Raw genomic sequence first — 20,202 nt, 5'->3', positions numbered from 1 at the left:
GGAAACAAGCAGGTCAACCAGCATGCCGTAGATCATTTACGAGACAGCCCTTAGGTTCGCCCCATCGCTCACACAGCCTTCGGATCAAGCATTCCGCGCCATGACCTTCAACACGGAGCCCGCCTCCGGAGCGGACAGCCACGGCGAGAGCAACCACAACAGGGGCCGTCACGCCGGCCCCGACCACAGCAAGGGCGGCAGGGGCAAAGCCGGCAGGGGAATGCACCGCCGCAAGTTCCTCGGCGGCATGGCCGGGGCCGGCTTCGCCGCCGTGGCGGCGGGTGGCGCGGCCTTCTCCCTGCTGAGCGAAGCACGCGAGAACAAGGCGGGCGCGGCGACGAACAGCGCCACTCTCACCATTCCCGAGCTTCTCGAGGGCACGGCCTCGGACGGCACCACGACCTTCACCCTGGAGGCCCGGACCGGCACGGCCGAGATCCTCAGCGGCGTCACCAGCACCACCGCCGGCTACAACCAGTCCTTCCTCGGCCCCACCATGAAGTGGACCACCGGCGACACCGTCCTGATGAACATCACCAACAGCCTGGGCGAGGACACCACCGTCCACTTCCACGGCGCCCATGTCCCGGCCGAGATGGACGGCGGCCCGCAGAACGCCTTCGCGGACGGCAAGACCTGGTCCCCCGCCTTCGAGGTCCTGGACGAGGCCAAGACCCTCTGGTACCATCCGCACGCCCTCGGCACCACGGCCGAGCAGGTCGTGCACGGCCTGGCGGGGATGATCATCGTGGAGGACGACTCGGAGGCCTCCGGCGCGCTGCCGAGCGAGTACGGCGTCGACGACATCCCGATCATCCTCCAGTGCCTGGCCGCCGACAGCGCCGGGGACGTCAAGTACAACCTGACCGGTTACCTGAGCAACGGGCTGAGCTTCCCGCTGCTGTGCAACGGCACCAACGTCGACGACACCACGCTCACGTTCACCGCGACCAGGACCCGCACCCGGTTCCGTGTCCTCAACGCCTCACCGTCCGACATCATCACCATCCAGCGCGGCGACGGCGGCACGCTGACCCAGATAGCCACCGACCAGGGTTATCTCACCTCCGCCACCGAGGTGGAGACGATCAGACTGGTCGCGGGCGCCCGGGCCGAGTTCGTCATGGACCTCGGCGACGCCGTCACCCTCCAGGCCGTCGTCACGACCGGCTGGGTCCGCGGCGGCAGCGGCACCTACGACTTCCTCACCGTCACCCCGGACGCCACGGACACGCCCGACGACCTGCCGTCCACGCTCAACACCATCGCCCGGTACGACACCTCCGGCTTCACCGAGCGCACGATCACCCTCGACCAGGACGGTCTGGAGATGGCGATCAACGGCTCCGTCGGCACCACCATGGACTCCATGGCGACGATCATGACGACCCTCGGCGCCGAGGAGATCTGGACGATCACCAACAACACGATGCTGGAGCACTCGTTCCACCTGCACGACGTGCCGTTCCAGCTCATCGAGATCAACGGCGAGGAGCCGACCGGCGTGGACCTCGGCTGGTTCGACACCTACGAGGTCGTCGGCGGCGGCAGCCTCAAGATCGCCATGAAGTTCACCGACTTCGCCGATGACACCTACATGTACATGCTGCACTGCCATCTCCTGCAACACGAGGACGAGGGCATGATGGCCGGCCTCATGGTGATGGAGAGCTAGTAGGGCTTGGTTAGGTTGGGGCCGGCGTGTCGTATCGGGTCCAGGGTCTTCGGCAGGTGGGGCATGTTCCTGCCCAGCAGACGAGGAGGACTTGGAGCTCGGCCACAACCTGGTAGGTCGTCAGGCCGTGGCCGCTGCTGGCGGGCACAGCCGCTCCAGGGTGCAGAACGCCTGCGCCACCGAGGCCAGGGTGACGTGCCGCAGGAAGCCGTTGAAGGTGCGGCCTTCGAAGTGGCCCAGTCCCAGGGCGGTCTTCAGTTCCCGGTAGTCGTGCTCCACCCGCCAGCGGATCTTCGCCGCACGCACCAGGTGCCGCAGCGGGGTGTCAGCCGGCAGGGTGGACAGCCAGTACTTCACCGGCTGTTCCTCCCCGGCGGGCCACTCGGCCAGCAGCCAGCACACCGGAAGGTCCGCGCCCCGGTGCGCCCGGCGCAGGCGGACCCCGGCCGGGCGCACCCGCAGTGCGGCGAACCGCGAGCGCAGCGGCCCCTTGGAGCCCTGGCGCCAGGTCACCCGGTGCAGGGCGCCGCGCCCGATGCCCAGGACCAGCTCGCGCACCGCGACGGGCTGGTCCCGGTAGCGCACAACGGGCTTGCGGCCGGTGCCCGACCAGGCAGGGGCGGTGCGCGTGGCGGTCTCGGGCAGGACCGCGGTGTCCGAGCGCGCCCCGACCACGTAGGCGATGCCGCGCTCGGTCAGCGCCTCGCGGAAGGCCCCGTCCTGCCCGTAGCCCTCGTCGGCCACCACCAGCGGCGGCTCCAGGCCCCAGCAGCGCAGCTCGTCGACCATGTCGACGGCCAGCTGCCACTTCTCGGCATGCCCCACGCCGGCGGGGATCCGGGCCCGGCGCCGCCTGTGCTCCGCCCGGCCGGCCTCCTCGGCGGCCGCGGCGGCCGCATCCCACGCGGCCGGCAGGAACAGCCGCCGGTTCACCGGGCAGGAGGCGGCATCGGTGACCAGGTGCACGCTCGGCGCGACCTGGCAGTTCGCGGTTTTGCCCAACGCCCCGCAGCACTGCGCGGCCACGCCCGGGGAGGCGTGCCCGTCCTTGGGGAAGGACACGTCATCGACCACCCAGGCATCCGGGCGGATGACCGGCTCCATCCTCCAGGCCACCTCGGCCAGCACCATCTGGTGCGACCACGGGGAGTCGGCCAGGAACTGCTGCAGCCCCTGCCGGTCCACCCCCAGCCGGGCCGCCATCGGCTCCATCGACTTGCGCCGCCCCTCGCCGAGCAGCCCCCGCACATACCGCTCGCCCCACCGCCGCTGGTCAACCCGCCCCAGCGGGGCGAACACCTCGGCCGCGAACGCCGCCAGCCGGTCCTGGGCCTCCACCAGCTCCTGCGGGGTCATGGCCCTCACCCCCGCGAGGCCGACACGCTATTCCCCATCCAAGATAACCAAGCCCTACTAGTACTGCGACGGTGCGGTACCAGGGCCTGTCCGGGGAGCGCCGGGACGGCGGCGGGGTCAGCTCTCGGGCCCGGGGCGAACGGCCCCGCCGTCGGGCGCTCCCCCGATATGTCCGTGTCTCACGGACGCCCGCCTGCCCGGCTCGGATCCCGGATGAGACGACCAGAGAAGGACACCAGGTGATCAGTCCCGTCCTGCCCAGTTCGCGCGAGAAGGGCGCGCCGAGCGACGACTCCATCACGGCCTGGGCGCTCGCCACGCGCAGCGGTGACGCGGACGCCGCGGAGCTCTTCGTACGAGCCATGCACCGCGACGTCCGGCGCTACATCGCCCATCTCCGCGCCGATCCCCAGGCCGTCGACGACCTGGCCCAGGACACGTTCCTGCGAGCCCTCGGCAGCCTGCACCTCTTCGAGGGCCGCTCCTCGGCCCGCGCATGGCTGCTGTCCATCGCACGCCGCGTCGTGATCGACAGCTTCCGGTACGCGGCGGCCCGTCCCCGGCTGTCCGAGGCGCCGGACTGGCAACTGACCGTCGAGCGGGCCCAGCCCCGCGGCCTGCCCGGCTTCGACGACGGCGTCGCGCTGGCCGATCTGCTGGCGGCCATGCCCGACGAACGCCGCGAAGCGTTCATCCTCACCCAACTGCTCGGCCTGCCCTACGCGGAGGCGGCCGAGGTGAGCGACTGCCCCGTCGGAACGGTGCGCTCCCGTGTGGCCCGCGCACGAAGCGCCCTCATGGGACTGCTCACCGAGGCGAACGCATGATCACCCGGCCCGCACTCGTACGTTACGCCCGGCGGCGCCTGGTACCGAGGGCGTGGGCGAGACCCCACGCGGTGGCCGCGGCGAGCACGAGGCCGAGTGGGGAGAACCAGTCGACTCCGCCGTTGGTTTCGCTGGTCCACCACGCCTTGGCCGGGAAGAAGAAGTCGTAGGTCACCAAGTCCAAGGCGGCGGCGGGCGTTTCCTCGAAGGCGAAGATGAGGGGGAGGGAGTTGGTGTAGCCGAAGAAGGCACCGAGCGCGGCGATGACGGCCGCGCCGATCCGGGCGCCATTGCTACGCCCGCCCACCAAGCCGACCAGGGAGCCGACAACCGCTCCGTTGAGCAGTGCGTGGCCCAGGTAGAGGATGTTGGCGGTGGTGATCGACTGATCCTTGTACGTGGCCACGTTGAGGCCGGAGTAAAGCAGCGAGACGAGAACCGAGACGAGGAACCCGAGAAGGACCGCGCCGACCGGATGACCGCCTCCGCCCGCGTTCGGCCGCTGTCCGAAGGGCTGCGGCTGGAACGGCGGTGCCGGGTGCGTCGACGGCTGCCCGGGGGTGGGCAGCGGTCCGTACCCCGGTGGCTGCTGCGGCGGGGCGGGCTGACCGTACGGGTTGTAGGGATTCTGCTGTGGCTGCGCGGGCGGTGGTGGCGGCTGGTTCATCGATGTCCCCCGGAGTGAACTGGCAGGATCAGCAAGCTACCAGTGAGATCGGCGGGGGCCGTCGGAGACCAGGGGCGGGCCTTGTGAAGGGCGTACGAGACGCGATCGGCGCAGGCACGGTGTCAGCAGCCGCCGGTGTCGCCGCTCCGGGCGGTGTCGGGGTCGTCGAACAGGCCGGCGCCGCCGCGGTCTCCGGTCTCCGGTCTCCGGTCTCCGGTCTCCGGCAGGGTCGGTTCCACGCGTTCGGCGGCCTCGCGGTCGCCGGCGAGGGGGCCGGGGGTGGACCAGGTGCCGGAAGCATCGATGACCGCGCGGGCGGCAATACGTTCCTCGCGCCCATGTGATCCTCGACCGCGACATCCACGGCCGCGACGTGACCCTCGGGCCGAGGACGATGAAGGCGACGCCCGGGCGGCGCAGGTGGCCGCGCTTTCTCGGGGACACCCGGACCCCCGGCGGCGGCGAGCCGGGACTGGCCGCCGCAGCCGATCACCGCCATCTGCGCGGTGTTCGTCAGGCTGCCGACGGCTCGTCCGCCGTCCGGCCGGGCTGGAAGATGAGCGCCACCGGCGCCGGCCCGACCGCCGCGCCCACGGGCGAACCGCAGCCGGTCGGTGCGCGCCGGGCCGAAGATCAGCAGGACCAGGCCGGCGGTCGCGACCACCTCGCCCAGCAGCAGGTGCCCCGCCGAGCGATCGCGGGGGGACCACTTCACCAACGGCTCGCCCGGCCTCGTCTCCGAACGATGCCCTCCAGCCCGCTCGCCTCCGTGCTGCGGCGAGAGCGCGATCGGGTAGCGACAGGCACCTCGGCGACAGGCCGATGTGGCCTTCATCGCGGTAGTGATGTTCCGGCGTGTTCGCCCGGCGTCCCGCGCCCGGGCGGCGGGGGAAAGTCTGTCACGGCGAGAACACATCTCCCTGCCCGGCGGAGTTAGGGTTGGCACACGAGGCAGATGGTGGGGAAGCCTTCGGAACACGGGCGGCAGGCACGCCCGGGTTCCTCGCCGCGCCCCCGAAACGAAGGTGCTATGTCCGCTGAGAACGCCCCTGTCGCCGGGAATCTCGACGACGACGACTACCCCGCCTACACCATGGGACGAGCCGCCGACGTTCTCGGCACCACACCCGCCTTCCTCCGGGCCATCGGCGAGGCCGAGCTGATCACTCCCCTGCGTTCCGAAGGCGGCCACCGCCGGTACTCCCGCCGCCAGTTGCGCATCGCCGCCCGCGCCCGTGAACTCGTCGACCAGGGCACCTCCGTCGAGGCCGCGTGCCGCATCGTCTCGCTCGAGAACCAGCTCGACGACACTCTCCGCCTGAACCGGGAAATGCGCCGGAAGCTGGGCGAGCGGGGCGGTCGTACGGACACAGATACCTAGTCCCGCCGGTACAGAAATACTGAACACGGCCGGATGAGAATTCCCGGACGCCCCCGAAAACCTCCTGGGGGCTTCGAGCCGACCTGTGTTAGCGTGATAGCAGTTGCAGTTTTGGTTGCCAGAGATTTGTTTCTTTGCAGAGCTTTCCGGATCTTTCCGGAGGGGTGATCATCGCGGCGACTCGGATCCGTAAAGTGCGGAATCCGGCACTGCCCCCCAAGGGAGATTCAATATGGCATCTGGCACCGTGAAGTGGTTCAACGCGGAAAAGGGCTTCGGCTTCATCGAGCAGGACGGTGGCGGCGCTGACGTGTTCGCCCACTACTCGAACATCGCCACCTCCGGCTTCCGCGAGCTTCAGGAAGGCCAGAAGGTTACCTTCGACGTCACGCAGGGCCAGAAGGGCCCGCAGGCCGAGAACATCGTTCCCGCCTGACGCTGACACGAACCATGTGGTCGGGGCCCGCACTCCAGGGGTGCGGGCCTCAGCCCATTGCTCTCCCAGATCTCCCAGATCTCCCGGAGCACCGGGAGATCTGGAGTTCCGACCGTCCCGGCAGCCCCGGAGCCTCTGGGAGTTCCGGCAGTCCCGGGATCGTCGACAGCCCCGGCTTCAGCGCCGAGGGGCCCAGCTTTTCGCATTTCCCTCGGCTCATTCTTGCGAATCCTCCTGCGGCTCCCCGCCGCTGAGCGGAATTCCTCGATGCGCCGCATCGAGGAAGGTTCCTCCATGGACCGCACCCGCCGTACCGGCGGCAGTTCCGGTCGCTTCCGCACGGACAGAAGCTCCACACGCTCGGCCGGCTCCGCTCGCGACAGCCGCTCCCGCACACAGGAGACAGGCCGGCAGAACCCCCGTCCGACCACCGGACGAAGGAACGGCCAAGGGTCACGCTCCGCCGCGCGCCCGCAGGAGTTCACCCTGCCGGTCACCCTCACCGAGCCGCTCCCGGCGGTCGAGACGTTCGCCGAACTCGACCTGCCCGCACCTCTTCAGGCCGCGCTCCACGCCCAGGGCGTGACCGTGCCCTTCCCCATCCAGGCGGCCACGCTGCCGAACGCGCTGGCCGGACGGGACGTACTGGGCCGAGCGCGCACGGGCTCGGGCAAGACGCTCGCCTTCGGCCTGCCCGTCCTGGCCCGGCTGAACGGGCAGCGGGCCCAGCCCCGGCAGCCGCTCGCCCTCGTCCTCGTACCCACCCGGGAACTGGCCCAGCAGGTCACCGACGCGCTCACCCCCTACGCCCGCGCCCTGCGGCTGCGGCTCGCCACCGTGGTGGGCGGCATGGGGATCGGCCGGCAGGCAAGCGCGCTGCGCGGCGGCGCCGAGGTCGTCGTCGCGACACCCGGCCGCCTCAAGGACCTCATCGAACGGGGCGACTGCCGGCTGGACCAGGTCGCCGTCACCGTTCTGGACGAGGCCGACCAGATGGCCGACATGGGCTTCATGCCGCAGGTGACCGCACTGCTCGACCAAGTCGGTCCCGACGGCCAGCGGTTGCTGTTCTCGGCCACCCTGGACCGCAACATAGACCTCCTGGTACGCCGCTACCTCCACGACCCCGTGGTCCACTCGGTCGACCCGTCCGCGGGCGCCGTCAGCACGATGGAGCACCATCTGCTGCACGTGGGAGACGCCGACAAGCACACCACCGCGACCGAGATCGCCGCCCGCGACGGACGAGTGATCATGTTCCTGGACACCAAGCACGCGGCCGACCGGCTGGCCAAGCATCTGCTGTCCGTCGGTGTACGTGCCTCGGCCCTGCACGGCGGCAAGTCCCAGCCGCAGCGCAACCGGACGCTCGCCCAGTTCAAGGACGGCCACGTCACGGTCCTGGTGGCCACCAACGTCGCCGCCCGTGGCATCCACGTCGACGACCTCGACCTCGTGGTGAACGTCGATCCTCCCGGCGACCACAAGGACTATCTGCACCGTGGCGGCCGTACCGCCCGCGCCGGCGAGTCCGGCACCGTCGTCACCCTCGTCCTGCCGCACCAGCGTCGCGCGGTGGACCGGCTGATGGCCGACGCCGGCATCGCCGCGCGGAGCGTCCGGGTCCGCCCGGGCGAGGCCGAACTGCAGCGCATCACCGGTGCCCGGACCCCCTCCGGCGTACCCGTCACCGTCACGCCACCGGTCGCCGAACGAACCGAACGCTCGGGATCCGCCTCCCGCCGTCGCGGCGGACGGGCCGCCGGGCGTGACGGCGGCGGACGCGCCACCGGACGCGAAGGGAACGGACGGGCCACCGACCGCGGTGGGAACGGACGGGCCACCGACCGCGGTGGGAACGGACGGGCCACCGACCGCGGTGGGAACGGACGGGCCACCGGACGTGACGGCGGCGGACGGGCCACCGCCCGACCCCGTCGCTCCACCCCGAGGAACACCCCCTAGCCCAGGCACCGGGACTCGCTCCCAGCGGTCGGGGCGAGCCTTCGCCCGGCCCGCCCGCCCCGACGAAGAGGAGAAGCCCATGACGCCGATTCCACCGCTCACACGGCAGGCCGAGAACGCCGACGGCACCGCCGGCCCGACCGCCCAGGACACCCACGGCACGGGTCTGACGGCCGGGGACGCCATGCACGCTCCCGGACCCCAGGTGGAGGACCACATGACCGTCGACGTGGCCCTGTCCGTACTCATCGGTGCCCGTGTCCCGCACCTGCTCCTCCGGGACGAGGACGGGCGGTGCGCGGGACTGGTCACCCGGGCCCAGCTCTCCTCGCACCGCGGCGGCTCGTGGTACAGCGACCGGACGCGGCTGCGGGACATCCCGCTCGACCGCGGGCCGTTCACCTCGTCCGTGGCCGTACTCAGCGAGGCGGAAGCCGCCATGCGGGTCCGGACCCTGGACGTGTCCCCCGTGATCGACGAGCACGGCTACGCCCTGGGCGTTCTCGCGCTCTGACCGTCGTCCCCACGACGTAAACAGCACCCGTCCGACCGTCGTCGCGCGGTCGCCCCCGCCAGTGTTTCTCATCCGCCCCTGTGGAGGCATCCATGCGCTGTGTCATCGCCCGGTTCCCCTTCGACCTGATCAAGAGCGAGGTCGAGCAGTCGATGAGCGGCATCACGCCCGAACCCGTCACCGGCGTGGCCGTGACCATCGGCCGCCGCGTCTACTCCGTGATGCAGGTCGGGGAAGTGGTCACCAAGCAGAACCGTCGCGACTTCACCGCCGGTGAGATGCGCCGGGCACTGACCCGGCTCGGCTTCACCTGCCACGACGCGCCTCCGGCGACGTCGTCCTGGGAGGCGCGGGGCGAAGAGGGCGTACTGGGCTGGTGACACCGCGGTACCTGCCGCGCCCCGCCACCCCGTCGTCGGACCGGGCTCCTGAGCGTCGAGCCGACGCGGACAGAGGTGTGGGCGCGGTTCGCCGCGGAGATTGCGCCATTGCGGCGGGCCGGCCGGCGGGTGTCCCTGTCGCCCGTCACTCCCGTCACCTCCTCCCCGGTCAGTAGTCCTTCTTGGTCTCAGGGGAGTCCGTAGGTGTGGGGACGAGGCGTTGGCGGTGGCGGGACGTTCTCTGGCGCGGGGGCCGGGTCAGGGTGATCTGACGGACCAGTTGCTGGAAGCAGGCCAGGGACGCGGCGGTCGGCAGGGCAGCCGCGGCGACACCCGTGACGGTCCTGTCGGCCTCGGCCACGCAGAGCAGCATCCCGACGGCGGAGAACAGCAGAAGGACGAACCAGGAGTGCACGGCCCGTCGTTGGTGCAGGGCGGTCCGCAGGATGGAGAGCGAGGCCACCATCCAGGGGCCGTAGATCAGAAGAGGCCACCAGGCAAGGGCGCCGCCCCGAGTGCCGGCCGCGATGTGGCGCAGTGGCGCGTAGGCCACCATGCCCCCGTACACACTCACCATCGACACGATGACGGCGGCGAACGCGGCGATCACGAAACTGAGCGTCTGCGACCACGAGACGCTCGGCTTGCGGGCCCGGACCTTGCGATGCCCCGCGGAGAGAGGCCGGATGGGCGGCAACTCCGTGGTGATCTGCACCAGGTTGTCCATCGGGTCGCCGGTGTGGCCGACGTCGGACGAGTCCTCGCTCCGAGGGGGCGGCACAGCCCCCACGTGCTCCGCCGTCGCGCTGTCCCGCAGGAGATGGGTGAGTTCCTCGACCGGGTCCCAGCCCTCGTCCAGGGGGTCCGGCGTGTGCAGGGTGTCGACCGGGCCCCTGTGCCGACCGGTGCTCAGTCCGACGGGGTGCGTACCGATGTACCGATCATTCAGGGTGAAGGAGAGATCCGGGTAATCGTCATTCACGGAATTCACGGAAATTCGCCCCCGTCACGTGCGGGATGCGTGGCGATCGCAACACCCCTGGGCGCTCCACCGCCGAGCGAGTTCCTCCTGGGCCGCGTCCAGCAGCATCAGAAACTCGCTGAGCAGCGATTCGGTGACGTGCGGTTGGACCTGGGCGCCGTCCCCGGCCACGGTCGGATTATCCTCCGTCGCTTCATAGCGGGGCGAGTAAAGGAGCCTTGGTTTCGTCATAATCCGCTAACGCGTCCCGCCCTCCTCCAGATGCGTGGCAAATGGGTGAGTGGGATTAAGGGGGAATCGTTGACCAGGGAGTTCGTTGACCAGGGGGTTCGACAATGGGAGTCGACCGCGCCGCGATCAGCACGTAAAGATTAAGGCCAGGTTGTCCGGCGGTATGCGCCGTCGCTCGCGAGCGCGGGATGGCGATCGCGGCGGCGCGCACACGCGCTTGGGGTTCGCCCCCGCGCGGTTCTTCGCCGCGCGGCGGATTTTGATGTCCGGCCGTGGACGACGCAGCCCCGCGCCGGTTGCGGCGCGGGGCTGCGAATCAGTCGCCCCTCAGGGCGGGAAGCGCTGGTCGGCGGCAGTGGTTCAGACGGTCACCGGCTGCAGCTTGGCGCGGAAGTGCCTCAGGATCGGGGACTGGTCCACGATCCTGTAGCCGTGCACGGACTCGGCGTTCTTGGCGATGTGCTCCAGGGTCCGGCCGACGTGGTCGTAGTGGCTGCGTGTGTAGACGCGGCGCGGGAGCGCCAGCCTGACCAGCTCGTACGGGGCGCTCTTGATGGGGTTGCCGTCCTCGTCCTCCTCGCCGAGGTAGAGCGAACCGAGTTCGGCGGAGCGGATGCCGCCCTCCAGATAGAGGCGGCAGGCGAGGGCGTGGCCGGGGTAGTGGTGGGGCGGTATGTGCGGGAGCAGACGGCCGGCGTTGAGGTAGAGGGCGTGCAGGCCTGGGGGTTCGAGGATGTCGACGCCCGCCGCGCGGACCCGGCCCGCGAGATGGGCGGCGATGTCGGCCCGCTCCGCGAGATACGCCGGCTCGGTCACCTCCAGCAGACCCGTGGCCATCATGTCGAGGTCGCGGCCCGCGAGACCGCCGTACGTGGCGAAGCCCTCGGTGGCGATCAGGAGGCGTTCGCACTTCTCGGCGAGTTCGCCGTCGTTCAGGCCGATGAAGCCACCGATGTGGACGATGCCGTCCTTCTTGGCGCTCATGACACAGCCGTCGGCCAGGCGGAACGCTTCTTCGGCCACCTGGCGCGGGGTGTGGCCCTTGTACGCCGCCTCGTGACGGGTCACCAGCCAGGCGTTCTCGGCGAACCTCGCGGCGTCCAGGATCATGGGGACGCCGTGGCGGCGGCAGAGTTCGGCGGTCTGTTTCAGGTTCTCCATGGAGACGGGCTGGCCGCCACCGCCGTTGTTGGTGATCGTCATGATCACCACGCGTACGCGGGAGCCGTCCGGTCCTTCGAGGATTCCGCGCAGCGCCTCCAGGTCGATGTTCCCCTTGAACGGCTGCTCGCTGTCCAGGTCCTTGGCCTCCGGGCACGGGAGATCATGAGCCTGACATCCGGAGAGCTCGACGTTGGCCCGCGTGGTGTCGAAGTGGGTGTTGGCGACGACGATGCCGCCCGGTTCGAGGAGCGTCGTGAACAGGATACGTTCCGCGGCACGCCCCTGATGGGCCGGCAGGATGTGCGCGTAGCCGGTCAGTTCCGTCACCGTCTCGTGGAAACGGTAGAAGGAGCGCGAGCCGGCGTAGGACTCGTCGCCCTCCATGCCCGCGGCGAGCTGCGCCGCCGAGATCGCGCCGGTGCCGGAGTCGCTGAGCAGGTCGATGGTCACCTCCTCGGCGCGCAGGTCGAAGAGGTTGTAGTGCACGCGTTTCAGCGCCGCTTCGCGCTGTTCCCGGGTGGTGATCGGAATGGGCTCGACGACCTTGATCCGGTAGGGCTCCACGCTGAATCCTGCTCCTGGTGTGCTGTGAATTGTGCGGTGAACTGCTTCTTGGCCGATGTCTCGGAAAGAGCTCGGCCTACTGCTTCGGGACGTGCTCGGCCCGCTGTCCCGGGAACGACTCGACCCGGTGTCCCGGGAAAGGACCGGTGGCCGTACCTCGTACGCCTCCGAGGAGATGTACGTGGTCACGCGCGGTGGCCGGTTCCGCTCGCAGGCCAGGGCCACGTACGCGATGAGCCCCACCCCGTCCTCCGGGCGCCGTGAGGTGACGGCGGCCAGCGCGCGGTCGAGTACGGCGGGGTCCATGCCGTGGCGGCGCAGGACCGCCCTCGCCCGTACGAGGGCGTCCCCGTCGTGCCGGACGTAGTCCCTGACCGGTACGTGCAGGGTGAAGCCGCTGGGCGCACCGGCCGCCCCGGTGAAGGCATGGCAGGTGAGGACGGGCCGCTGGTCGAACCGGGCCTCGGACGGGGCACCCGAGGGCGGTGTCCCGTCGTCGAACCCGCCGACCAGGCGAAGGAACTCCTGCAGCGTCTCCTCGTCGTCGGGGCCGGGGTCGATGCGGGACAGACCGCCCGCCTCCGCTGCCGACAGCCCGTGATGGGCGAGGTAGACCTTCACCCGGGGCGTCTCCCAGTCACCCAGGTCGAGGGCGAGGAACGGGTAGCCGTCGGCGGGTGGCAGTGCGTCGAGGGCCCCGCCGTGACCGAGCCGGTCCAGGGCTTCCCGTACCGTCTCGGCGCACCGGTCCGCGCCCCGCGCCGCGGGGTTCAGATACACCTTGACCTTGGGGACGCCGCCGGGACCCAGTTCCAGCGCGATCCACAGTGCCAGCAGGCCCTGGGGATCGGGCGGGAAGAACAGGTCCTCCACGATGTCGAGTTGGTCGGTGGCGAAGCCCCAGCGCCGCGCCATCGACCGGACGACGCGCAACCCGGTGCGGCCGTTCTCGGCCAGGTTTTCGGCGCCGTACCCCGGTTCCAGCAGGACGCGCGGGGTCGGCGGTGCGTCCGGTGGGAAGGAGAGCGAGAACTCCACCGGCGTCGCGTCGTCGGAGAGGAAGCTCGGCGAGGAAGACGGCTGATCCAGCGGTCGTTCGGTCACCGCTCCCAGTGAGTCGGTGAGTATGCGCGCGTAGCTCTCCGCGTCGTCCCGCTCCAGCCCCGACACCTGGCAAAGGCGCAGCAGTTGGCCGGTCACGAGCGCGCCCAGTGTCTCCGTTTCCCGGGCCTCGCGGGCGCCGGACCCGAGGGCGCTCACCGGTGCTCCCGCCGTTGCCCGGAGTGGGGGCGCGGGTGCCCGGCCGTACGCCGTGAACCGTGGGGATCACGACTCAGGGAGTACACAGAAAGATACCCGCCGACCTGGGCGGGTATCTCGTCTCGCGGTAACTCACGGTCGGTCACGCCCGGCTGGGCGTCGGTGCTCCCTAGGGGGGTGTGCCCTCGGGAGCGGAGGATAAGGGTGGGGTCTTGAGCAGTAGCGGCGTCGGTGGATATGTGGTCCACGACACCTCCCTTTGTTCTTTGGTCACCACGAATGCCGCCGCATCACTACCCCGACCGTTGAATCTTCATGCAGTGCCGGGAAAGTGCCGACTGTTGCGTACCTCACCCCTTCAGCCAGGACAGGAAGGAGCTCCACACGCCGGTGCGCTCCGGCTTCCGGCCCGCCCTGGCGGCGTCGGCCTGTGCGGGCGTCTCCACCGTGCGCGGCGCGGTCGGCCGCTGCACGGCCTGCGGGGTGAAACGGCAGGGCAGGACGGCCAGGGCGCGGTGGAAGGGGCCGGGACGCCAGGTCAGGCTGTCCTCGGGCACCGCGAGCTCGATGTCGTGCAGCCGGTTGAGCAGGGTCTCGATGGCCGTCATGGTGACGAGCCGGGCGAGGTCCTTGGACGGGCAGGCGTGCGGGCCCGCGCTCCACGCCAGGTGGGCTCGCCGGCCGCCGGTCTCGCGGGCCGCCACGAGCGCCGGGTCGGTGTTGGCGGCGGTGATGCTGACCAGGACCAGGTCGCCCGCCCGCAGCTTGGTGCCGCCGAACTCCATGTCGGAGGCGGGGTAGTGCGGCGCGTAGTTGGCCATGGGCGGGTTCTCCCACAGCGTGTCCTCGATGGCCTCCTCGATCAGACCGCCGTCGGCGTACCGGTCGTGGGTGAGCAGCCGGTGCAGGGTGTTGCCGATGAGGTTGCGCAGCGGTTCGACGCCCGCGCCCAGCAGCAGGATCAGCTGGTGGACGGACTCCTCGTCGGTCAGCCGGGCCTCGTGCCGCAGCAGCCAGGAGGCGACGTCCTCGGCGGGCCTGGCCCGCTTGAGCGCCACCAGCTCTCCCACGGCCTGCCCCAGCACCTCGTTGGCCTTCTGGGCGTTGACGCCCTCGAAGACGCCGGAGATACCGAAGACGACCCGGTCGCCGACGTCCGCCGGGCAGCCGATGAGCTCGTTGAACACGAGCAGCGGCAGCTGCTTGACGTAGTCGTTCATCAGGTCGACCGAGCCACGGCCGGCGAACTGGGATATCAGGTACTCGGAGGCCCGCTTGACCATCTCGGTCAGCCGGCGGGAGTCCACGTGGGCGAGGCTGTCGGTGACCGCCTGGCGCAGCCGCGCGTGCTCGGCGCCGTCGGTGAACATGCAGTTGGGCCGGTAGCCCAGCATCGGCACGACCGGACTGTCCGGGCGGACCTTGCCCTCGGCGACGTCACGCCAACGGCGCGCGTCCTTGCGGAAGTTGCCCGGGTCCTGCAACAGCTGCAGCGCCGTCGCGTGGTCGGTGACGAGGGTCGCCTCCACGCCGGGCGCGATCTCGACCTGCGAGGTCTGCCCGTGGTGACGCATGTACGCGTAGTACGCCGCCGGATCGGCCGCGAACTCCGGCCCGTACAGCGGCACCCGCTGGCCGGTGTCGTGGGCCGGGCAGCCGGGTGGCGGTACGGGGGTGGTGGGGTCTGGGCTCATGTCTGTTCCTAACGGACGCGGTCCATCAAGTAGCGGACCAGCGTGATCAGTGCTTCGGCCGACGAACGCTCGTCACGTGCGTCGCAGGTGACGACGGGGGTGTCGTCGAGCAGGTCCAGCGCCTCGCGCAGCGCCCTCTCGTCACGTATCTGGGTGCCGTCGAAGTGGTTGACCGCGATCGCGTAGTCGAGTCCGTACTGCTCGATCAGGTCGATCACGGCGAAGGAGTCGGCGAGTCTCTCGGGGTCGACCAGCACCAGCGCCCCGAGGGCGCCGCGGGCCATGTCCTCCCACATCTGCACGAAGCGCTGCTGGCCGGGCGTACCGAAGAGGTACAGCACGACACGCTCGCTGACGGTCAGACGGCCGAAGTCCATGGCGACCGTGGTGGTGGTCTTGTCCTGAACGCCCTTGAGGTCGTCGATGGCCTCCCCCGCCTGGGTCATCGTCTCCTCGGTGGACAGCGGCGAGATCTCCGAGATCGACCCGATGAACGTGGTCTTGCCCACCGCGAAGTGCCCGACCACCAGGATCTTCACGGCGGTCTGCGTCTCGCCGCCCGGGACGTAGGCCCGCTCATCCAAACTTGGCCTGGAGCCCATTCAGCACCTCCTCGAGGATCTTCAGATTGGCGACGGGCGCGCGGGGGACGGGCGCACGGGTGATGAGATAGCCGCCTTCGGCGAGCGCGGCCAGCAGGATCTTGACCACCCCCACCGGAAGCTGCATGTGCCCGGCGATCTCGGCGACGGAGAGATAGCCGCCGACGCACATCTCCAGCAGGTTCTGCTCCTCCGGGGAGAGGCGGGCAGGCCGCTGCTGCTGGTCGGCCGCAGCCGTGACCAGGGTGATCAGCGAGAACTGGTGCTCGCCGGGCAGGCTGCGGCCACCGGTGATGACGTACGGCCGTACTAACTCGGCGGCCTCGGGCTCATGCTGCTGGGAATCGGTCATGGCCGTACCACACTGCTCTCACGAGGGGGAGCAGTCAGTACCTTGCCCAACTGGCCGACAAGCTGCTGCATCCGGAAGGTGATGTCCGCCATGTCGACGTCGGGGGAGGCCGAGACAGCGAGGTATGCGCCGTCGCCGGCGGAGATCAGGAAGATCCAGCCGCCGTCGAACTCGATCAGCGTCTGCTGCCAGCGCAGATTGGACCCGTCGACGAAGAAGGCCAGCGAACGGCTGAGCGACTGCATACCGCTCATCGCGGCGGCGGCCTTGTCCGCGTCGTCCTTGCCGACGTCCTTCGAGCGGGCCCGCAGCAAACCGTCGGCGGAGACGAGGACGGCGTGCAGAGCTCCAGGGATCTCCAAGGCGCTGTCAAGCATCCATGAAAGATCGTTGTTCATGAAACCTCGTGCCCTTCGCTGCTTGTGTCACGGGCGCCACCCGGCCGCTCGGCGCTGTCCGGATGCGTGGCGCGACCCGCGTCGGTGCCCTGCTTGAAGGCGGCCATGAGCGCTGCCGTCTCCTCGCTGCGGCGCCTGGTACCGGACGAGGACGACGGACCGGACGGGCTCGGCTGGCTGTTCGAGACCAGGGCCATCGGCCGCTTGCGACGCCGCCGGGGCAGACCGTCGTCGGTCAGCGACTCGGGCTGCGAGGGCGCGGGACCGCTCTCGTACGACGCGACAGCCGGGTCGACGGCCGACGTCACCTCGCGCCGCTCCAGCGGCTCGCCCGACGCCTGCGGTTCCCTCGGCTCGGGCATGCTGGTGAGCAGCTCGTCGGGCAGGAGTACGACGGCACGCACACCGCCGTAGGGCGAGGTGGAGTCCACGGACACCGTGAAGCCGAAGCGCTCGCAGAGCACACCGATCACCGCGAAGCCGAACTGCGGAGGGTTGCCGAGCCCCGAGACACCGCTGGCCCGCTCGCTCGTCAGCAGCTTCTCGGCCCTGGCCTTCTCCTCCTCGTTCATACCGACACCGGCGTCGTCGACGACGATGCAGACACCCTTGGGCACGGTGCGCACATTGATCTCGACGACGGTGTCCGGGCTGGAGTAGCTGGTGGCGTTGTCGAGCAGCTCGGCGAGGGCCAGCGCCACCGGCTCCACGGCACGGCTGGTGACCCCGAAGTCGACCTTCGACAGAATCTGCACACGCTGGAAGTGGCGGATCCTGCCCTGCGCGCTGCGGACCACGTCGTAGACCGAGGCCACATCGCGGTGCCGGCCCAGCCAGCCCTCGCAGAGCACGGCGATGGACTGGGCGCGCCGACCGAACTGCGCGTTCATGTGGTCGATCTCCAGGAGGTCCTGGAGCATGACGGAATCGCCGTATTTCCGCTGCAGGCCGGAGATGATGCGCTGCTGCTCGGCGGCGAGACCCTGCAGCGTCCGCATGGCGGACTTCAGGGCCGTCCTCGTCTCCGACTCGGCTTCCTGCTGGGCGCTCCGGACGGACTCCGAGTACTGGCTCTCCAACTCACCGTAGTGGTTTCTGAGCCCGGTGATCTCCTGTCGTAACCTGCGTGCCGCCCCTCGCTGGCGAACAACGAGGAGGATGGCGGCGACAAGGGTTAGGACAAGGAGAGCCCAAGGCGCCAGATCTTCTATGTATTGCGTCATGAGACCCTCTTCAGGCGGCTGAAGCCGGCTACTGAATTCCTGTCAATTCGCGCAGACCGGAGGTCGCCCATGCCGGGGCCGTACCCAAGCTGCCCCCTTGGCGAGAGGTGCCGGTTTTGCACCTATCCGTCCGTTCGGCAATCGTGGTGATCGTATCACCGCAGTGACTCATGACCAGCTGTCAGTATGCGGAATCCTTATGAAGGTTGGGCTAGAAGACTCATGAAGATCTTGGGGTTCTGGCCCCGCCGCGTGAGCGGCGGGGCCAGACTCTTTGTTGTGGTGATGGGGGAATGGGCCGGGGAGACGGTCGGGCCGGATGTATGGGAGACCTGCCGGGAGTTGATCCCGTCGGGAAGCGTGTTCGCCTTCCTGGCCGAGCATCGTGGCGCGCTGTTCCCGGCGGAGATGTTCACGGACATGTATCCGTCGGCGAACGGGCGGCCGAGCATGCCCCCGCAGATTCTGGCCGCTGCGATCACGCTGCAGGCCCTGCACGGGCTGTCGGACTTCGAGACGGTCCAGGAACTGCGCTGTGACCTGCGCTGGAAGGCCGCCTGCGGGCTGGGCCTGCACGACATGGCCTTCGACTCGTCGCTTCTGGCCTACTTCCGCCGTCGTCTGGGCCGTTCCACCCGCCCGAACCGGGTCTTTGAGGCCGTACGTGAAGTCGTGAAGGCCACCGGTGTCCTCAAGGGCAAGCACCGCCGGGCACTGGACTCCACCGTCCTGGACGACGCGGTGGCCACCCAGGACACCGTCACTCAGATCATCTCCGCGATCCGCCGGGTGATCCGCGAGGTCCCCGGGGGCGAGGAGACGGCGGCGCAGTGGTGCCGCGCGCACGACTACACCGACCCGGGCAAGCCGAGGATCGCCTGGGACGACGAGGCCGCCCGCGCCACGCTGGTCGACGCGCTGGTCACCGACGCCCTCAACCTGCTCGGACACCTGCCCGAGCGGGAACTGGGCGAGAAGGCGGCGAACGCGGTGGGCCTGCTGGCCCTGGTCGCGGGCCAGGACGTGGAACCTGCCGAGGACTCCGACGGACGCGACGGCCGCTGGCGCATCGCCCGGCGCACGATCGCGGACCGGACCGTGTCCACCGTCGATGCGGACGCGCGCCACATCCACAAAAACCGCACCCGCCACCAGGACGGCTTCAAAGGGCATGCCTCCCTCGAGCCGGAGACCGGGCTGTTCACCGCCGTGGCTCTCACCAGCGGCTACGGCCCCGGCAACCACGAGGCCGCCGTCGCCACCAGCCTGCTCGCCGACGAGGAACCGGACACGCGGTTAACCGTGCTCGGCGATTGCGCCTACGGCACCGGCGACCTACGCGCACACCTGCAGGCCGACGGCCACACCCTCGTCATCAAACCGCCACCGCTGCGGCACGCCATCCCCGGCGGCTTCACCATCGACGACTTCCACATCGACCCGGCGGCCGGCACCGCGACCTGCCCGGCCGGACACACCGCCAACCTCGGACAGGCCAAAGCCGACGGCGCCCGCACCGCCCAGTTCAAGCGCGTGTGCACCAACTGCCCCCTGCGCGGACGCTGCACCACCTCCAAGACCGGGCGCACCCTCAACGTCCACCCCCAGCACGAACTGCTCACCGCAGCCCGCCACCAGGCTGCCACCGACCCCGCCTGGCAGGACGAATACCGCAGATGGCGGCCCCCGGTCGAACGCGCCATCGCCTGGCTCGTCACCAAGGGCAACCGCCGAGTCCCCTACCGCGGCGTCATCGCCAACAACATCTGGCTCCACCACCGCGCCGCCGCCCTCAACCTCCGCCGACTGATCAACCTCGGACTCACCCGAACCAGCGGCACCTGGCACCTCACCCCAGCTACTCCATAACCAAGAGGGGCCCCCCGACCATCAATCCCCTGCCGGGTAGCGGCGCCAGCAGTTCCTGTCCGTAGTCCTGCAGCAGGATCGACACCTCGCGGCCGCCGATCCTGGCCACCTCCTCCGCGACCAGTGGAGCGATCAGCTGCGGCGGCATCTCGTGGGCCCGGTCCAGCAGCAGGCCCAGCAGCCGCTCACCGAATCCTTCCGACCGGTCGGGCATGCTCCGACGAGACTGCCGGTCACCCTCCGCCATGACCCCACCCTCCTCCCCAAGTCCCTGAGCTGCCACTCGTGCGTATCCGGCGACGGGCACGGTGCCCCCGTCGAGCACAGTTCGTACAGAGTGCCGCCGCACATCGGCCGTGCGGGGCCATTAGGCCGACCGCGGCATGTCCACCCCGCCGTCGGCTACACCCATCGCGCGCCAAACCTGGCAGAGAAGCAGCTCAACGCCGCCGGGCCGCTGATCAGTCAGGTGATCAAGATGCTCACCCGGCAGGGGCCGACCTGGCATGACAGCCTCCGGCTGATCGACTCCACGCCGCTGCCCTGCGCCGCCTCGTGCGAGCCGGGCAGGTGATCCTGGCCGACAAGGGCTTCGCTGACAGGAAGTTCGAAGCCTTCCTCGCCGTGCGGCTCGATGTTCACCTGGTGCAGCCGGACCACAA

At 69.9% G+C, this 20,202-nt stretch carries 17 protein-coding genes and 3 pseudogenes; 9 read left to right on the top strand and 11 right to left on the bottom strand.

Annotation, left to right across the window (positions count from 1 at the left end; translation table 11 throughout):
- Positions 1-100 precede the first annotated feature (100 nt).
- Entirely contained in the window at positions 101-1,675 is a 1,575-nt protein-coding gene (locus STRIP9103_RS40670; protein WP_009338471.1) for a multicopper oxidase family protein, read from the top strand.
- Between the two features lie 120 nt (positions 1,676-1,795).
- On the opposite strand, the gene STRIP9103_RS40665 is transcribed toward STRIP9103_RS40670, so the two are convergent.
- Entirely contained in the window at positions 1,796-3,031 is a 1,236-nt protein-coding gene (locus STRIP9103_RS40665) for an IS701 family transposase (protein WP_009338460.1), read from the bottom strand.
- 239 nt (positions 3,032-3,270) lie between these two features.
- Between STRIP9103_RS40665 and STRIP9103_RS40660 the strand changes: the two genes are divergently transcribed.
- Positions 3,271-3,858, top strand: a complete 588-nt coding sequence (locus STRIP9103_RS40660) for a sigma-70 family RNA polymerase sigma factor (RefSeq protein ID WP_009338453.1) — start codon at positions 3,271-3,273, stop codon at positions 3,856-3,858.
- A gap of 22 nt (positions 3,859-3,880) precedes the next feature.
- Here STRIP9103_RS40660 and STRIP9103_RS40655 read toward each other — a convergent pair whose 3' ends face one another.
- Both STRIP9103_RS40655 and STRIP9103_RS52510 read right to left on the bottom strand, forming a co-directional pair.
- Positions 3,881-4,525 (bottom strand): hypothetical protein, encoded by a 645-nt coding sequence (locus STRIP9103_RS40655; RefSeq protein ID WP_009338449.1) that lies wholly within the window; start codon positions 4,523-4,525, stop codon positions 3,881-3,883.
- Positions 4,526-5,120: 595 nt separating this feature from the next.
- Positions 5,121-5,255 (bottom strand): annotated as a pseudogene (locus tag STRIP9103_RS52510) (aquaporin family protein); the annotation flags it as partial.
- 300 nt (positions 5,256-5,555) lie between these two features.
- Between STRIP9103_RS52510 and STRIP9103_RS40650 the strand changes: the two are divergent.
- From STRIP9103_RS40650 to STRIP9103_RS40630, 5 genes are all read left to right on the top strand, one after another.
- Positions 5,556-5,906 (top strand): MerR family transcriptional regulator, encoded by a 351-nt coding sequence (locus STRIP9103_RS40650; RefSeq protein ID WP_009338427.1) that lies wholly within the window; start codon positions 5,556-5,558, stop codon positions 5,904-5,906.
- A 232-nt stretch (positions 5,907-6,138) separates the two neighbouring features.
- Positions 6,139-6,342 (top strand): cold-shock protein, encoded by a 204-nt coding sequence (locus STRIP9103_RS40645; RefSeq protein ID WP_007383480.1) that lies wholly within the window; start codon positions 6,139-6,141, stop codon positions 6,340-6,342.
- A gap of 294 nt (positions 6,343-6,636) precedes the next feature.
- Positions 6,637-8,307 carry a DEAD/DEAH box helicase gene (locus STRIP9103_RS40640; protein WP_078614218.1) on the top strand — a complete coding sequence of 557 codons (1,671 nt, stop codon included), beginning with the start codon at positions 6,637-6,639 and terminating at the stop codon, positions 8,305-8,307.
- 79 nt (positions 8,308-8,386) lie between these two features.
- A complete protein-coding gene (locus tag STRIP9103_RS40635) occupies positions 8,387-8,821 on the top strand; it encodes a CBS domain-containing protein (protein WP_009338462.1) in 435 nt (144 codons plus the stop codon).
- 92 nt (positions 8,822-8,913) lie between these two features.
- The gene (locus tag STRIP9103_RS40630) at positions 8,914-9,201 is read left to right on the top strand and encodes an SCO5918 family protein (RefSeq protein ID WP_009338425.1); all 288 of its coding nucleotides are present in this window, start codon (positions 8,914-8,916) and stop codon (positions 9,199-9,201) included.
- Between the two features lie 169 nt (positions 9,202-9,370).
- Here STRIP9103_RS40630 and STRIP9103_RS40625 read toward each other — a convergent pair whose 3' ends face one another.
- From STRIP9103_RS40625 to STRIP9103_RS40595, 7 genes are all read right to left on the bottom strand, one after another.
- Positions 9,371-10,183, bottom strand: a complete 813-nt coding sequence (locus tag STRIP9103_RS40625) for a DUF2637 domain-containing protein (protein ID WP_009338457.1) — start codon at positions 10,181-10,183, stop codon at positions 9,371-9,373.
- Positions 10,184-10,774: 591 nt separating this feature from the next.
- Entirely contained in the window at positions 10,775-13,402 is a 2,628-nt protein-coding gene (locus STRIP9103_RS53275) for a tryptophanase (RefSeq protein ID WP_009338445.1), read from the bottom strand.
- Between the two features lie 350 nt (positions 13,403-13,752).
- The gene (locus tag STRIP9103_RS40615) at positions 13,753-15,096 is read right to left on the bottom strand and encodes a cytochrome P450 (RefSeq protein WP_009338475.1); all 1,344 of its coding nucleotides are present in this window, start codon (positions 15,094-15,096) and stop codon (positions 13,753-13,755) included.
- 8 nt (positions 15,097-15,104) lie between these two features.
- Positions 15,105-15,698, bottom strand: a complete 594-nt coding sequence (locus tag STRIP9103_RS40610) for a GTP-binding protein (RefSeq protein ID WP_009338464.1) — start codon at positions 15,696-15,698, stop codon at positions 15,105-15,107.
- A complete protein-coding gene (locus tag STRIP9103_RS40605) occupies positions 15,673-16,050 on the bottom strand; it encodes a DUF742 domain-containing protein (protein ID WP_009338451.1) in 378 nt (125 codons plus the stop codon). Before STRIP9103_RS40605 ends, STRIP9103_RS40610 begins: the two co-directional genes overlap by 26 nt.
- Positions 16,047-16,448 (bottom strand): roadblock/LC7 domain-containing protein, encoded by a 402-nt coding sequence (locus STRIP9103_RS40600; protein ID WP_009338414.1) that lies wholly within the window; start codon positions 16,446-16,448, stop codon positions 16,047-16,049. The genes STRIP9103_RS40605 and STRIP9103_RS40600 overlap by 4 nt, the downstream gene beginning before the upstream one ends.
- Complete coding sequence (locus STRIP9103_RS40595) at positions 16,445-17,671, bottom strand: sensor histidine kinase (RefSeq protein WP_009338431.1); 1,227 nt, start codon at positions 17,669-17,671, stop codon at positions 16,445-16,447. Before STRIP9103_RS40595 ends, STRIP9103_RS40600 begins: the two co-directional genes overlap by 4 nt.
- Before the next feature lie 285 nt (positions 17,672-17,956).
- On the opposite strand from STRIP9103_RS40595, the gene STRIP9103_RS40590 reads away from it, so the two are divergent.
- Entirely contained in the window at positions 17,957-19,540 is a 1,584-nt protein-coding gene (locus tag STRIP9103_RS40590; RefSeq protein ID WP_100244112.1) for an IS1182 family transposase, read from the top strand.
- 7 nt (positions 19,541-19,547) lie between these two features.
- Here the strand turns inward: STRIP9103_RS40590 and STRIP9103_RS40585 are convergent.
- Positions 19,548-19,787 (bottom strand): annotated as a pseudogene (locus tag STRIP9103_RS40585) (serine/threonine-protein phosphatase); the annotation flags it as partial.
- Between the two features lie 186 nt (positions 19,788-19,973).
- Here STRIP9103_RS40585 and STRIP9103_RS53805 point away from each other — a divergent pair.
- A pseudogene (locus STRIP9103_RS53805) lies at positions 19,974-20,202 on the top strand (IS982 family transposase); the annotation flags it as partial.

This window comes from Streptomyces ipomoeae 91-03 (genome assembly GCF_000317595.1).
In the GTDB taxonomy this organism is placed as follows: Bacteria; Actinomycetota; Actinomycetes; order Streptomycetales; family Streptomycetaceae; genus Streptomyces; species Streptomyces ipomoeae.
Note: the sequence above shows the minus strand (reverse complement) of the source record. Positions and strands in the feature narration are given on the sequence as shown.